Raw genomic sequence first — 14,616 nt, 5'->3', positions numbered from 1 at the left:
CGTGGGGTGCTAACGTATATCGAGGGCGTTCGTCGAACGGAACGCTCGCCACGGGTTACTAAGGTCGCGTTTCGGCGAGTACTAGCGCGGCCACGGACTACCGGCCGTATTTGCTGGTTCCTATCTCACGCCGCCGAGCGACCCACCGACGATACCGGGGGACGCAGTCGCTCGTCGGAGGTTCCAGAGAGAATCGCCTCGACCGAAGTCGCCCGCGTGACGGAGGACTGCCGAGTCGATGCGGTGGAACGGAACGAAGACGACTGCCGAGTCGCCGCGACGGACCGACTGGTGAGTCAAACCGCTATCGCCATGCCGTCGCGACCGAACTCGACGCCGAGGTCATCGTACTGTGCGGCGAGTTCGGCGTACTCGTCGGGGCGGCGGCGGTATATCTCCTCGATTTCGGTCAGGACGGTTCGGTCGGGTTCGACGGTCCGGACCTGTTCGAGCGTCTGTTCGAAGGTAGTCTGGCTCTCGCGCTCCTCGGCCCACAACTCCTCGGTCATGATGGGTTCGCCGTCGCCCGTCTCCCGGAACATGCCACACTCCTTGACCCACAGGTCGAGGTCGTCGGGGACCTTCGAGAGGTCGAGGAACGTCGTCTCGTCCGGCGAAATCAGGACGCGCTCGCCGTCCCTCTCGAAGCAGTAGCTCATCGCGGCGTCCGCCGGTCCGTCGGGGTCGAGGGGTGCGCCGATTCCCGTCACCTCGACGCCGCCGCCGAGCGCCATCCGCTCGCCGTCGCTCACGAGTTCGAAGTCGGCGTAGCCCCGGTCGTCGTACTGGGACTCGATGTCGAGCGACTCGGCGACGCGGTCGTACGTCGTCTCGCTCATCACCACGGTCACGGGGTCCTCGTTGTCCCAGTCTTCGAGGGGGAAGTCGGGTCGCCCGATGGCCTGCACGACGCGCAGGCCGCCGACGTGGTCCACGTGGTGGTGCGAGACGAAGATGTAGTCGAGGTCCATCACTCGCTCGCGGTTGAGCATCGCCCAGATGGACTCGGGCGCGTCCACGAGGGCGTCGGCGTCGCGAACGAGCGTGGAGTTCCCGTATCTGGCGTGGGGCAGGCCCTCCTCGCGGGCGGGTTCGCAGACCCGGCAGTCGCAGGTCGGCATCGGCGTCTGGGAGTCGCCGCCCGACCCGAGCAGCGTGAGTTCCATGCGTTCGCTACCGCGTCCGCGAGTAAATGAACAGTGGCGGGGAGGGCGCGCCGTCACCCGCTCCGTTCCGCGGGAGGGTTACTCCGGCGCGAACAACTCCTCTCGTATCGTCTCGGCGACGCCGGTGAGGTGGACCTGTCCGAAGAACGCGACCATCAGCGCACCCAGCGAGTTGAACATCAGGTCCCGGATGGTGTCGTCGAGTCCGTGCTGGGCCAGCGGCATCGTGAGACCGGTCTCGTCGGCCGCCACGTCCAGCGCGAACTCGAACAGTTCCCAGACGACGCCGAACGAGAGCACGACCACGAGGATGTAGACGAACGCGAACCGGGCCGGGATGCTGATGTCGTCGCTGTGGAGGTCGAGCGACCGGGCGGTGATGTACCCGGCCGCCGCGGCCAGCGACGCCGAGAAGGCGTGGGTGAGGTGGTCCCACCAGCCTATCTGTGCGTACAGTCCGGCCGACCCGAGCGTGTGGAGGAAGACGGCGGTCGTTATCCACAACCCGAGCCACGGGTCCAGCGGAATCTCGTAGTTGCGTTCGAGGACCGCGGGCAGCGTCGTTATCAGGAGCGCGATGCTCCCGTTGACGATGGCCTTCGGTTGGCCGGCGGCGACGCCGTAGACGACGACGGCGAGCAACACGGCCTGCATGGCTCGCGTGATTCGTCGCTGGTTCACCGTCGAGGGGCGGGGGAGGAGCATCATCGGCGAATCACCCAGTTGATGGCCCGCCAGAGTTGACGGTCGCGTCGCCTGAAGTACGCGTCGAACAGGACGCCCGCCGCGAACCCGGCCGCCGTCACCCAGACGAACTCGGTCATCAGCGCGTCGTTCGACGAGAGGTACGACGTGCCGAACGTCCGGTCGAGGTTCCACCGGACGATGGCCCACGCCGCGACCGACCCCATCGTGGTCATGACGACGAACACGACCGCGAACCAGTGGGTCACGTTCAGCGTCGTGAACATGTGGAGTTCCACGGTCACGACCAGCGCGAGTCCGGCGACAGAGAGGTAGTACGCGAACAGGCTGAGTTCGCCCCCGAACAGTCCGCGGACGAGAATCGGCAGGAGCGCCAGCGCGAGCAACTCCCACGGCAGCATCACGCGCCAGTCGCGGTACGCGAGCGGCGGAACGAGGACGAGGAGGCCCGCCGCAGCGACGAACGCCATCCACAGGAGGTCGAAGTCCAGTACGCTCTCGACGAACACCAGCGCGAGCACGCCGACCAGAAACCACGCGAGGAGGGCGTTCGTGCGACCGCTACGGAACAGTCGTTCGAGGATATCCTGCGACTCCTCCGCGGGGGGTGCGTTGCTCATCTCTTACTCACGGGTATGACCGATAACGAGACAGCAGACGTATAAAATCGCCGGTACTCCCGGTGGTGGAACCGGTAGAGTCGTCCGCCTCGGCGTTCACAGTCGCTTGCTGACGTACGGGCCGTCCTGATGGTAGCCGAGTTTCTCGCGGTAGTACTCCCGCGCGCCGATGCCCGAGATGACGCTGACCTTGTCGTAGCCCGCGTCTCCGGCCATCTCCTCGGCCTTGCGGAGGAGCCTCTTCCCGTACCCCTTGTGCTGCCAGTCGTGGCTCTGGTCGCCGACTTCGACCATCGGGCCGTAGACGTGGAGTTCGCGGACGAGCGCGGCGTTTTCGAGTTCGCGCCGGACCGGGTTTCCGGGTTCGCGGAGGCGACAGAATCCTATCAGGAGGTCCTTGTCGGGGTCCTCGTAGCTGATGAAGTGTTCGGTTCCCCCGGCGGCCTCGTAGGTCATCACGTCCAACTCGACGTTCTCGGGGTCCTCGTCGTTCATCCCCACCTCGCGACACCGGATGCAGTCGCAGGTCCAGCCGTGGTCCTCCATCTTCTGGCGGGCGAGTTGGCGGAGGTTCGACTTCCACACCCCGGCGTCGATGAAGTCCGCGGGGATGTCCCGTTGGACGCGCTGGAGGCGGGTGTACTTCGGAATCATCGACTTGATTTCGGCGACGAGTTCGGCGGCCTCCTCGTTCTGGAGCGGTTCGTACTCGTCGCGGTGCCACCAGTCGTAGGTCGCGGTGCCCCGGACCACGAGCGTCGGGTAGATTTTGAGGTAGTCGGGCTTCCACTTCTCGTCCTCGAACAGGCGGCGGAAGTCCTCCAGACACATCTCTTGGCTCATCCCGGGTTGGCCGGGCATCATGTGGAAGCCGACCTTGAACGCGGCGTCGCGCAGGCGGCGATTGGCGTCGATGGAGGCCTGTACGCCGTGGCCGCGGTGCATCTCGCGGTTGATGCGCTCGTAGGTGGTCTGGACGCCCACCTCGACCTTCGTGCCGCCGAGGTCGAGCATCCGGTCTATCTGCTCGGGGTCACACCAGTCGGGCTTGGTCTCGAAGGTGGTCCCGATGTTCCGGATGTCGTTCGTCTCGTTCTCGGCGATGACGTCTTCGAGGTAGCGGAAGTCCACGTCTTCGGGGTCCTGCGCGAAGCTCTCACCCTCGGCGGGGTCGGGTTCCTTGCCGGTGTCGTAGTCGTTCATCGCCTCCAGCGCGCGCTTGACGAACCACTCCTGATAGTCGTGGGAACGCGCGGTCATCGTCCCGCCCATCAGGATGAGTTCGACCTTGTCCACGGGGTGGCCGATTTCGCGCAGTTGTTCGAGGCGGAGCGTGACCTGCCCGTAGGGGTCGTAATCGTTCTGCACGCCGCGCGCGGCGGCGGGTTCGTGGCCGGTGTAGCTCTGCGAGGAGGAGAACTCCGACCCGGGACCGCCCGGACAGTAGAGGCACTTGCCGTGGGGGCACTGGTGCGGGCTGGTCATGATGGCGACCGGCGAGACGCCCGAGGCGGTCCGGACGGGCTTGTTCTGGAGGACCTCCTGCAGGTCCTCGCGGCGCTCGTCCGGCGCGTAGTCGAGCAGTTCCGAGTTCTTGGGGACCTTCGGCGAGGAGTGCTCCGAACAGACTTCCAGCTTCACGCTCTCGAGGTCGTCGCGCTCCACGTCACCGTCGAGGATACGCTCGACGAGGTCCTCGCAGACTCGCTCGAACGCCTCGGTCTCGGTGGCGTCCGGCGTCTCGGTACTCATTACGTGGTATTTGGTCGGTTGGGCGGGATAAGGGTGTCGTCTACGACTACGCGACTAACGACGTGTAACTACGCTGTATCTCGGGAAGGGTAATTCTCGAAGAGTCACCGGCTTTGCGGAGGGGTGAGGTTAGAAAGCCCCCGGTCGCTCGCGGTCGCTGGCCGGGATATTCGGGTTCGCCTGACGGCTCACCCGAATAGTCGCCCGCCCAGACGACCACGTAAACGCGAGCGACCGGCCCCTTTGTCCTCCCGAAGGAGTTTCCGGAGGCGTCACGACGCCGCCGACTCGGGTTCCGTGCGCAACCTCCCGCCGGTCTGCATCCAGAACGCACCGACGACCAGCACCGCGGTCAGCAGAAACGCGCCGACCGTCTGGACCGGCGTGTGAGCGTTCAGGTACAGTCGGTTCGGCACCATGACCACCGGAATCGCCAGCGTCGGCCAGAACGTGCGGTCCACCAGCGTCAGGTAGAGCGTCGGCATCAGCGCCATGGTGACGTGACCAGAGAGGTTCCAGAACGGAGAGAGCGCGACGTAGGGAATCGTCACGAGGACGAGCGCCTCCAGATACCCCGGAACCAGCGACCCCCAGTCGTAGCGGTGCCAGACGAACCACGTCGCGCCCGCCGTGACGAAGACGCCGACCCCGACCAGCGCGTCCACCTGCCAGACGTTGCCCTTCGTCACCTCGTAGAGACCCTGACCCGTGACGAGGACGTACGCCAGCGTCGGCGCGAGCGAGAGGACGCCCGCGGCGAGGAACGCGCCGAAACGCCGCCAGAGCGCCGACCAATCGGCGTCTTTGCGCGCCCACTCGTGATGAATCACCACGAGCGCCCCCGCGCCGACCATCACGCCCGGGTGGAAGACGTAGGGGTAGAACCGCATCGCCGTATCGAGCGCGCTCATACCGCGACCCTACGCCGTCGCGTGGGAAAACCGCGGTGGCAGTCGGCGACTGCGACCGTGGAAGGGCCACCGCGAAGCACCGAATGTGATGGTATCACGTCTCGAACAACTCTCATATCGTTGTGTGACAATTGTCACACCACATGTCGAGACGTACCCGGGGACGAGGAATCCGCGAGTCCGTCGAAGAGCGCCTCCCGTCGCGTCCCGTCCTCGTCTTCTACTGTTATGTCCTCTCGCGGTCGCTGGCGTTCACGGTGCCCATCTACGTCGTCTTCTATCAGTCGCGGGGTCTCTCGCTGGCGCAGTTCGGCCTGCTGGAGGCCACCTACACCGTGGCGGTCCTCGGATTCGAGTTTCCGACGGGCTACCTCGCCGACCGCGTCGGCCGCCGGAACGGTCTCGCCGTCGCCAACGCGTTGGGAGCGCTCGGTGCTGTGGGGTACGCGCTCGCCCACTCGTTCCCGGCGTTCCTCGCGGCCGTGGTCGTCCGGGCGGTCGGCGCGACGTTCTCGTCGGGCGCGTCGGACGCGTGGCTCTACGAGGTGCTGGCCGACGAGGACGCCGAGACCGAGTTCGCGCGGGTCTCCGGCCACGCCCGCGCGCTCGGTCTCGCGGGGCAGGCGGGCGCGGCGCTCGTCGGGAGTCGAGCGTACGCCGTCAGCCGCCTCCTGCCGTGGGCGCTCGACGCCGCCGCGCTACTCGCGGGCGTCGTCCTGCTACTCGCCGCCGTGCCGTCGCGGCGGGCGCGGGGGAACGAGGCGAGGTCCGGGAGAAGAGAAGCGGTCTCCGAAGAAAGCCGGAACCGCTCTGCGAGCGACACGGCCGATTACCTCACCGTCTCGGAGGCCGTCACCGTCACCCGGACGGAGTTCGCGCGGCCGGGACTCCGGTCGTTCGTCGCCTACACCGCGCTGTTCCTCGGTGTCGTCTCGTCGGCGCTCCTGTTCGTCCAGCCCGTGAGCGTGGACGTGTTGGGCATCGACCCCGCCCGACTCGGCGCTGTATACGCGGGTCTGACGCTGGTCTCGGCCGCCGCCGCGAGCCAGACCGGCCGACTGGAGGCGGTTGTCGGCGTCTCGACGTGGTTCCGGGTCGTCCCCGTCCTCGCGGCGGGCGGCCTGCTCGCGGTCCTTGCAGAACCGTGGCTCGCGCTCCCGCTGTTCTTCCTCCTTCGGGCGCTGTCGGCCACCTCCCGACCGCTCGCCGACGGCCACATCAACGACGAAATCCGGTCGCGCGGTCGGGCGTCGGTCCTGAGCACCGTCTCGATGCTCCGTTCGGTCGCGGTCGCACCGCTCAAAATCGTCGCCGGCGCGCTGGCGGTGTCGGCGCTCCCGGCGATGCTGGCGGCGCTCGGTGCGCTCGTGCTAGTCGGCGGCGGAGCGGTCGCGGCGTGGGGAGTGCCGCTGGCAGACCTGCCGGAAATGGAGTCGGTCGGAGCGTCCGCCCCCGAGGAAGAGCGGTAGGACGGAGGGATAGCGACGACCGATTCCCGAACCGGAGGCGCCGCTACGGAGCGATAACACCGACGAAAGAAGAATCGATTACGGCCGTTCTACAACTGCTCGCTGATGGCCCCGACCACGGCGTCGAGCGCGTCGTCGCGCTCACCCGAGAGGAACTCGATTGCGCCGTCGCGGGTGCCCTTCGCCGAGATGCCCGCGTTCTCGGCCGTCTCGCTGGCCGCCGCGGCGATGTCGCGGGCGTTGACCCGGCCGTCGCTCCGGACGTGAATCTCGTCTTCGTCCACGCCGAGGGTGACGTGGTCGTCGCCGGGCGCGCCCTCCGCGCCGAGTTCCTGCCGGTGGATGGCGTCCAGCAGGAGCGCCGTCGGCGGGAAGTCGAACCGGTGGGTGAACGCCTCGGTGTCGAGGACGGTGAACGAGACGCCGTTCTCGCCGCGGACCGAGAGGTTCGGTTCCACGGTGTCGAGTTCGGTCTGGAGCTTCTCGCGGAACTGCTCGCCGACGTGTTCGGCGAGGTCGCGCTTCTCGTGCTCGAAGAGGAGGTCGGTGATGAGTTCGCGCTTGTCCTCGTAGGACTGGTAGTACGCCTCCAGCGCGACCGCCTCGCGGAGCGCGGTGGTGTGGTCCTCATCGTAGCCCGCCTCGGTCGCGAGGTCGGTGTACGCCTCGGGAGTGTCCTCCCAGTAGCTGACTGCCGGGAGGTGCGAGATGTCGTCGCGCACGTCGGCGTTGACGTGGGCGGCGACGTTCGCGCCGAGGACGCCGACGGTGAGGTCGTCCGCCTCGCTCCCTTCGAGGTACGGGTTGACCGCCACGTCGGCGAGGTCGGCCACGTCCTCGTCGGGGTACGTCGCGTCCACGACGATTCGGGGAGCGTCGTAGATGTCGAGGAGTTCGAATCCGTCGCCGGACTCCTCGGTGCTTCCGGCCGAGACGACGACGAACAGCGGGAGTTTCTCGTCGTGGCGCTCCCGGTTGTCGAGCATCGTCGTCACGTCCTTGGTCGCGTCGGCCATGTCGTAGTCGCCGTCTTCGAGCGGTCGCCGGTCGAAGAAGTGGTACTCGGCGTCGCTCTTGGCGTGTTCGTCGCGGACCAGCGGCAGGACCGCGCGCTCGATGGCCGCACCGGCGACGTAGCCGTCGGCGGTGGCGTTGTGCCGGACGATGACCGGGCGGGACTCCATGACCGCGCGGCGAATCTCCTCGGCCGCGTCGCGGATGCGGTCGCGGACCGCGGTGACCGACTCGTGGTCGGCCAGCAGGTCCACGTCGTCGGGTCGGGCCTCGGCGCGCAGCGCGTCTTCGAGGCGAGTCTCGACGGTCTCGCGCTCGTCGCCCTCCAGTTTCACGAGGTCGTCGGTCTCGACCTGCAACTCGTTGTTCCGGAGTTCGACGACGCCGTCGAGTCGGACGAGGTCGCCCGTCTCGACTTCGGGGTAGGCACGGACGCCCGCCTCGACGAACGCGGCGCAATCGACCGTCGCGGTCTCGTCGCGGACCTCGAAGACGGTCGGACCGCTGGTCTGGCGCGCGCCGACGATTTCGCCCTCGATGCGAACCTCGTCGTTCACGCGGTCGCTGAGACTATCGATTTCGACGCGGGACGGCCCGGAGTCTGCGGGGGACTCCTCGTCGGACTCCGATTCGTCTTCGGTGACCGGTTCAGGCTCGGACGTCGTTTCCGCGTCGGATTCGGACTCAGATTCGGATTCGGACTCAGATTCGGATTCTATCTCCGACTCGGAGTCCGCCTCCGACTCGGACGCGGAGTCCGTCTGCGACCGGGTGTCGGACTCTGCGTCTCGCTCGGTCGCAGGGTCTACCGTCCCCGCGCCGTCGGTCGTCGCTTGCTGGTCGTCGTTGTCGTCGCTCGCCTCGGCGTCCTCGGGGAGAACCGCACCCTGTTCGGGGTCGTCGATGAGCTTCCCTCGGAACTCGCGTTCGGACTGGCGGATGGACCAACCGAGGTCCACGTTTCCGTTGTCTCGCACGCCGGTGACCTGTACGAACACCTCGTCGCCCTCGTCCCAGTCGAGCGATTCGAGTCGCTGGTCGAGTTCGCTCTTGTGGAGCAGACCAGTGACTCGGTCGCCGACGTTGACGAAGACGCCGAACTCGGCGAAGCCGTCGACGGTTCCTTTGTAGTACCGACCCGACGTCAGTTGATTCGGGTGGTTGCCGGTGAACTCGAAGAGGACGTCCTGCTCGTGGCTCTGGCAAATAGCGCCGTCGGCAGGAGCCCCGCAGATGATACACGAACCCATTATACGCGAGCAAAATAGCCCCGGCCTAAAACTGTTGTCGAAACTGGCCGGGCTACTCGTCGCTTCCGTCGTTCGCGAACGCCTCGACTCCCGGCAGGTCCGCGACCCCCTCGTGGACGCCGACGTACTCGGCGTCCCCGACCGCTCGCTCGAACGCCTCGACGCTCCGATACTCCCGAATCGCGAGCACGCGCCCCTCCTCGACCGCGAAGACGATTTCGTCGGTCCCGTCGTCGTGGCGGTAGTGGTCGGCCTTCTCCGGGTCGGTGCGTTCCTGAGAGTCGTCCGCCTCGTCGGGTGCCATCGGTTGAACGCCAACGCGGAGACCCTTGAAAGTGACCGGCGAGCGCAGAGAGGCCAGACGAACGACGTTCGTCACACGAACGACGCAGAGAAGATATTTATCGACTGCGCGAAGTGGTTCGAGCGTGAGACGTCGGAGAGTCCTCCTCGGAGCGACGACCGTGGCGACCGCGCTGGCCGGTTGTTCGGTGCAGTCGTCCCGGTCGCCGATGCTCGATTTGGTCGTGTTCAACCACACCGATAGCCCCTACACGGTCGAGATGGGGCTGTTCCGCGGCGGCGGTGACGCGACCCGCGCCGAGGCGCGAGCGTCCGACGAACGCATCGACGTCGAACCGCAGGGGCGAGCGCAGCGCGAGAACGTCGCCGAGACTCGACCGTACGTCGTCCGGTACAACGTGTACGAGAACAACCGGAGAATGACCGACGAGGACCACGTCCATTACTATCCCGAAGACGATGCAGACGGCGACAGTCTGGCGTTCGACATCGGTTCGGAAGGAACGGTGACTCGGCGGTGACCGCGACGCGTCCCGGCGGTTCACTTGCCCGAAACTCGACCCGTCCGCGTCCGGAATCGAATCGCTACTCGAAGACCGGACTGTCGTCCTCCATCGCCTCGATGTCGTCGGCGATGTCACGGACCTGCTCGGGGAACAGCGCGACCTGCACCTCGTTTCCGTCGTCGTCCTCGCAGACTATCTTCACGCGCTTGTCGCCGAACTCCCGCGCTTCGGCCGACTCCACGTCGAACAGTTTCGCGGTGCCGGACTTGTTCGAGGGACCGACGTTCCGGATGGCTCCGTCCTTGAGTTCGACCATGAAGTCGTCGAGGATGAGGTTGAGCATACCGGCCGTTCGATACGGGGCGTCTTATAGGTGGGAGAGTCGAGGTCGGCGGAACTGACACCTGCTCTCGATTCGCGTCAGCGCGTCTCGGTGTAGTCCGAGATGACGGCCGCCTCCGCCTTGCGCAGCAGTTCCCCCGCCGTACTGGACGAACAGTCGAGAGCGTCTGCGACGTCCGCGACCGTGCCGTTTCGCGGCACGTCGTAGTAGCCGACCGAGACCGCGGCGTCGAGCGCCGCCCGCTGGCGGTCGGTGAGGCGCGACGGCGAGTCGCGCCGCTCGAACTCGCGGACCCGTTCGACGGTGAGGTCGCCGAGCGCCGAGAGTTCCTCGTGGAACGCACCGAGCGCCTCCGATTCGCCGACGGCTTCGAACTGCACGTCGCCCGTTTCGAGGAACGTGACCGGCGGGAGGAAGATGACCCGCGCGTCGGCGACGAGTTCGAGCAGCACCGCCGGGAACTCGTAGTCGTCCTGCCGCAGGAACGCGTAGGTGCCGTCGGCGTCCTCGACGAAGTTGCTCGCGACCAGCGACTCCACGTCGGCGACGGCCTGCGCGGTGGCGTCCCGGTCGCCGTCGCACCAGAGCAGCGTCGTCGCGTCCTCGGTCGGACTCCACATCAGTAACTCGGCGCGCGTAATCGGCAGGTCCGACACGATTCGGCGCTGAATGGGGTGGACGAACCTGTCCGGATAGCTGACCGACAACTGGACGCGTTTCATGTCGCTCTCCAGCCCTGTTCGCGCCCTCCGCATATCAATCGGCGTGGTCTCGCTCGGTTACGGCCCGCGCCAGCAGGTGGCGTTCGCCCGGACGCGTCGGTGAAATCGGCCGCGTCATCGGTGTTCCGCCAGCACGTCCGGGACTGCTCGGAGAAGCGTCCCGAGGTGGTCGGCGTCCTCGAACGCGCGGAGTTCGGCGGTCGGTATCCTCTCTTCGAGGCGTCGGACGCCGTCGATGGGGACGTTCGCGTCGTTCTCGCCGTGCCAGAGGCAGACCTCCGCCTCGATGTCGTCGAAGCGAACTCCCCAGTCGGTGGCCGCGTGGCGGAACTCGGTTACGGCACCGCGCCGGTGCCGCGCGAACGCCTCGACGAAGTCGGCCCTGACGACCGCCGCGGCGTCGTCGGAGACGGACTCGGCGTCGCCCGTCGTGTACTGCGCGACCACGAACGACGGGCCGAGGCGACTGGCGAGCCACGCCTGCCCCCGGAGGAGTCCCCCAAGGACGAGCGGCGTCGTCGCCGCCAGTCCCGAGAGGAGTCGCTGAACCGCGGGCGTCACCTCGCCGACGTCCGGCGGCGTGGCTCCGGCGACGACGTCCACCCGACTGATTCGCTCCGGGTGGGTCGCCGCAGTCGCCAGCGCGTACGGACCGCCACCGGAGAACGCGACCAGTCCGGCCTCCTGTATGTCGGCGTCGTCGAGGACGGCACCGACGAACTCCCCGGCGTCGTTCACCGAGCGAGTCGGCCACGGCGAGGAGCGACCGTAGCCGGGCCTGTCCGGCGCGAGGACTCGGAGTCCGCGCTCTCGGGCGGCCGCGTCGAGCAGTTCGCCCAGTCGGCGCGACCCGGGCGTCCCGTGGAGGAAGACGACCGGAGCGCCGTCGGAACGGCCGTATTCGGCGTACGCGAGTCGTCGGTCGTCGTCCAGTGCGACCGTCGCTAACTGTTCACCGTCCGGTTCCGACTCGGGACGCGACGATTCGGAGGCCCGCGTTTCCATCGGTCGTAGATATTCACGTCGGAGACGTGTGCGTGGTGCCGGATAGATGCGGTGGTTTATACGATATGGGGGACGGGTCGGTCGAACGGGCGTGATGGTCGGGCGACAGAAGAGAGGCGACGCATCAACCGAGCGGTGCACAGACCTCCGCGCCGAGTTCCGCGAGGCGGAGACAGACCTCGCCAGCGTGCCGAACGACCAGTTCGTCGAGCGCGGCGAACCCGCGGAAGGCGTAGCCGAAGACCAGCGCGGCCGGAACCGCGCCCGCGACCAGCGCCCGGACTGCGGAAGTGTCGTGGACCTCGCGGAGACCGACGACGAACAGCGCCGCGCCGTACGTCGCGCAGGCCGCGCGGAGCGTGGGACTCGGGACGCCCGCGAAGACGCACGGCGCGGTCGCGTACGCGATGACCTGCACCGTCTCGCTGGTACCGGCGCGGTCGGGCACCGTAGCCATCAGGAGGACGGTCTGGAGCGCGGCGGTCAGGTGCAGGACGGCGGGCGCGACGAACAGCGCCACCAGCGCGAGGCCGAACAGCGCCGACAGCGCGGGTCGCCCGCCGAGCGTCGGGGCCGCGCCGGGGACCAGCGCGAACCGGGTCGCCTCCTCCGCGAGGACGACGACCACGGCGAAGACGAGGCCCGGTGCTTGGTCGCCCGGCGCGATTCCGTGCCGGAAGAACCGCCGAGGGCTGACGAGTACTTCGACCCACGCCCGAGCGAGCGCCGCGGGTCCGCGGTCGCGCCCGCCCGAGGGGTTCTCGACCCACTGAGTCACGACACGCCCACCTCGCAGTCGGTCTCGGAGTACATCACGGTCGGTTCACCACGCAGTACACAGTCGGACTAGTCGGTCCGGAGAGTATGACAGTTCCGACATCGGGCCTCGTAGGACTCGTCGGCCCCGACCACGATGGTCGGGTCGTCGACGTGAGCGGGTTCGCCGCCGACGAGTCGCTGGTTCCGGGTCGCGGGTTCGCCGCACTGGGCGCAGATGGCCTGATACTTGTCCACGTACTCGGCCAGCGCGACGAGTCGCGGCAGGGGTTCGAAGGGTTCGCCGCGGAACGTCTGGTCGGTGCCCGAGACGACGACCCGGCGGTCGTCGTCCGCGAGGAACTCGCAGACCTCGACGAGGTCCTCGGAGAAGAAGTTGGCCTCGTCGATGGCGACGACCTCCTCGCCGTTGAGTTCCTCCGGGATGTCCCAGACCCCGTCGTCGGGGTCCACCACCGTCGCGTCCCACTGGCGACCGTTGTGGGACCCCACGGTCCCCTCGCCGTAGCGGTCGTCGAGCGACGGCTTGAAGGCCGCGACCTCCTGACCGGCGATTTCGGCTCTGCGGAGTCGCCGGAGTAGCTCCTCGGTCTTTCCGGAGAACATACAGCCGGTGACGACCTCGACCCACCCGCTGTTCGTTATCTTGTGCATGTCCGTTCTGCGCTCAATCGAGGGAGAAAAGGGTTGCCGATTCGGGTCGCCCGCGCGGCCTCCGGTTCGCCCGACGGTCGACCGCGGGGCGACCGTCTCACCGCGCGACCGGGCGTCGGGCCGCGGGGACCGACGGCGTCGGGTCGCCGCGGTCCAGAATCTCGTCGACTATCTCGCCGAAGTCGGGCGCTTCGCGGTCGTCTCGCGGTTCGTCTGACGGGTAGTGCGGTACCACTGTCACGGTCGGCCACCTCCTCGTTGCCCACTAGTCGGTTCCGTCGAAAAATTAGTTACTGTCTCTTTCAACTCGAGCGCACGGCTAACGTATGGAAAGCGATTCGCCGGGCGAACAGCGTGGCGGTAGAACTCGTCGCCGCGGAGCGCTACGCGTCGCGCTCGCCGACTTTCACGAGCTGTTTGCCGATGTTCTCGCCCTCGAACAGGCCGAGGAAGGCGTCCGGGGCGTTCTCCAGTCCCTCCGTGACCGTCTCGCGGTACCGAATCTCGTCCTCGGCGACCCACTCCGCGAGTTGGCGGGTCGCCTCCTCGAACCGGGGCGCGAAGTCGCCGACGAGGAGACCCTCGACGCGCGCTCGGGTCTCGATGAGTTTTCCGAGCTTCCGCGGTCCAGTCGGCATCTCCTCGGCGTTGTACAGCGAAATCTGGCCGCACACTGCGACGCGAGCGTCCACGTTCAGTTTCGAGAAGACGGCGTCGGTAATCGGTCCGCCGACGTTGTCGAAGTAGCTGTCCACGCCGTCCGGGGCGGCCTCGTCGAGCGCCGCGCGGTAGTCGTCGGTCTCCTTGTAGTTGATACCGGCGTCGAACCCGAGTTCGTCTTCGAGGAACTCGACCTTCTCGTCGGACCCCGCGAAACCGACCACGCGAGCGCCCGAGAGCTTGGCTATCTGGCCCGCGACCGACCCGACAGCGCCCGCCGCACCCGTGACGACGAACGTGTCTCCGGCCTTCGGTTCCGCGACATCGCGGGTACCGAAGTAGGCGGTCCGGCCCGGCATCCCGAGGACGCCGAGCGCGGTCGAAACCGGTCCGAGGTCGGGGTTCACCGACTGGAGTTCGCTCCCGCGCGCGGTCGCGTAGTCGGCCCAGTCGAGGTTGCCCGTCACCACGTCGCCCGCCTCGAAGTTCGTGCCGTTGGACTCGACGACTTCGCCGACGACTCCGGCCCGAAGCGGGTCGCCGACCTCCCACGGTTCGGCGTACGACTCCCCGGCGTCCATCCGGCCGCGCATGTAGGGGTCCACCGAGAGGTAGAGCGTACGGACCAGCACCTCGCCCGGTCCCGGTTCCGGCACGTCTTCCTCGACCAGTTCGAAGGTGTCTCGGTCGGGTCTGCCCTCGGGGCGCTTCGCCAGTAGGTACTTCCGATTCGTATCCGGCATGCTCGGATAGAGGGTG

16 protein-coding genes are annotated in these 14,616 nt (G+C 67.4%); 2 read left to right on the top strand and 14 right to left on the bottom strand.

Annotation, left to right across the window (positions count from 1 at the left end):
- Positions 1-296: 296 nt before the first annotated feature.
- The 5 genes from FXF75_RS05495 to FXF75_RS05475 all read right to left on the bottom strand — a co-directional run bounded on the left by FXF75_RS05495 (position 297) and on the right by FXF75_RS05475 (position 5,154).
- Positions 297-1,166 carry an MBL fold metallo-hydrolase gene (locus FXF75_RS05495; RefSeq protein WP_163520504.1) on the bottom strand — a complete coding sequence of 290 codons (870 nt, stop codon included), beginning with the start codon at positions 1,164-1,166 and terminating at the stop codon, positions 297-299.
- Between the two features lie 78 nt (positions 1,167-1,244).
- Complete coding sequence (locus tag FXF75_RS05490; protein WP_163520502.1) at positions 1,245-1,874, bottom strand: hypothetical protein; 630 nt, start codon at positions 1,872-1,874, stop codon at positions 1,245-1,247.
- A complete protein-coding gene (locus FXF75_RS05485) occupies positions 1,871-2,491 on the bottom strand; it encodes a hypothetical protein (RefSeq protein WP_163520500.1) in 621 nt (206 codons plus the stop codon). The genes FXF75_RS05490 and FXF75_RS05485 overlap by 4 nt, the downstream gene beginning before the upstream one ends.
- 96 nt (positions 2,492-2,587) lie before the next feature.
- On the bottom strand, positions 2,588-4,243 hold the full coding sequence (locus FXF75_RS05480) for a tRNA uridine(34) 5-carboxymethylaminomethyl modification radical SAM/GNAT enzyme Elp3 (protein WP_163520498.1): 1,656 nt from the start codon (positions 4,241-4,243) through the stop codon (positions 2,588-2,590).
- Positions 4,244-4,515: 272 nt separating this feature from the next.
- Complete coding sequence (locus FXF75_RS05475) at positions 4,516-5,154, bottom strand: phosphoesterase (RefSeq protein WP_163520496.1); 639 nt, start codon at positions 5,152-5,154, stop codon at positions 4,516-4,518.
- A gap of 143 nt (positions 5,155-5,297) precedes the next feature.
- On the opposite strand from FXF75_RS05475, the gene FXF75_RS05470 reads away from it, so the two are divergent.
- Positions 5,298-6,623 (top strand): MFS transporter, encoded by a 1,326-nt coding sequence (locus FXF75_RS05470; RefSeq protein ID WP_163520494.1) that lies wholly within the window; start codon positions 5,298-5,300, stop codon positions 6,621-6,623.
- A gap of 89 nt (positions 6,624-6,712) precedes the next feature.
- Here the strand turns inward: FXF75_RS05470 and FXF75_RS05465 are convergent, their stop codons facing one another.
- Positions 6,713-8,887, bottom strand: coding sequence for a DHH family phosphoesterase (locus FXF75_RS05465; RefSeq protein ID WP_163520493.1), 2,175 nt, complete (start codon positions 8,885-8,887; stop codon positions 6,713-6,715).
- Positions 8,888-8,939: 52 nt separating this feature from the next.
- A complete protein-coding gene (locus tag FXF75_RS05460) occupies positions 8,940-9,191 on the bottom strand; it encodes a hypothetical protein (protein WP_163520492.1) in 252 nt (83 codons plus the stop codon).
- A gap of 124 nt (positions 9,192-9,315) precedes the next feature.
- On the opposite strand from FXF75_RS05460, the gene FXF75_RS05455 reads away from it, so the two are divergent.
- Complete coding sequence (locus tag FXF75_RS05455; protein ID WP_163520491.1) at positions 9,316-9,711, top strand: hypothetical protein; 396 nt, start codon at positions 9,316-9,318, stop codon at positions 9,709-9,711.
- 64 nt (positions 9,712-9,775) lie between these two features.
- On the opposite strand, the gene FXF75_RS05450 is transcribed toward FXF75_RS05455, so the two are convergent.
- The 7 genes from FXF75_RS05450 to FXF75_RS05420 form a co-directional block, all read right to left on the bottom strand.
- A complete protein-coding gene (locus FXF75_RS05450) occupies positions 9,776-10,039 on the bottom strand; it encodes a hypothetical protein (RefSeq protein ID WP_163520490.1) in 264 nt (87 codons plus the stop codon).
- A 77-nt stretch (positions 10,040-10,116) separates the two neighbouring features.
- On the bottom strand, positions 10,117-10,761 hold the full coding sequence (locus tag FXF75_RS05445; RefSeq protein WP_163520489.1) for a helix-turn-helix domain-containing protein: 645 nt from the start codon (positions 10,759-10,761) through the stop codon (positions 10,117-10,119).
- A gap of 114 nt (positions 10,762-10,875) precedes the next feature.
- Positions 10,876-11,766, bottom strand: a complete 891-nt coding sequence (locus tag FXF75_RS05440) for an alpha/beta fold hydrolase (RefSeq protein WP_163520488.1) — start codon at positions 11,764-11,766, stop codon at positions 10,876-10,878.
- Between the two features lie 124 nt (positions 11,767-11,890).
- Positions 11,891-12,544 (bottom strand): YIP1 family protein, encoded by a 654-nt coding sequence (locus FXF75_RS05435; protein WP_163520487.1) that lies wholly within the window; start codon positions 12,542-12,544, stop codon positions 11,891-11,893.
- 68 nt (positions 12,545-12,612) lie between these two features.
- Complete coding sequence (locus tag FXF75_RS05430) at positions 12,613-13,197, bottom strand: thymidine kinase (RefSeq protein ID WP_163520486.1); 585 nt, start codon at positions 13,195-13,197, stop codon at positions 12,613-12,615.
- Positions 13,198-13,294: 97 nt separating this feature from the next.
- Positions 13,295-13,438, bottom strand: a complete 144-nt coding sequence (locus tag FXF75_RS05425) for a hypothetical protein (protein ID WP_163520485.1) — start codon at positions 13,436-13,438, stop codon at positions 13,295-13,297.
- A gap of 142 nt (positions 13,439-13,580) precedes the next feature.
- Positions 13,581-14,600 carry an NADP-dependent oxidoreductase gene (locus tag FXF75_RS05420; RefSeq protein WP_163520484.1) on the bottom strand — a complete coding sequence of 340 codons (1,020 nt, stop codon included), beginning with the start codon at positions 14,598-14,600 and terminating at the stop codon, positions 13,581-13,583.
- Positions 14,601-14,616: the final 16 nt, after the last annotated feature.

The sequence above is a fragment of the Halorussus sp. MSC15.2 genome (assembly GCF_010747475.1).
Classification (GTDB): Archaea; Halobacteriota; Halobacteria; order Halobacteriales; family Haladaptataceae; genus Halorussus.
The sequence above is the reverse complement of the archived record's forward strand: the minus strand, read 5'-3'. Positions and strand labels throughout refer to the sequence as shown.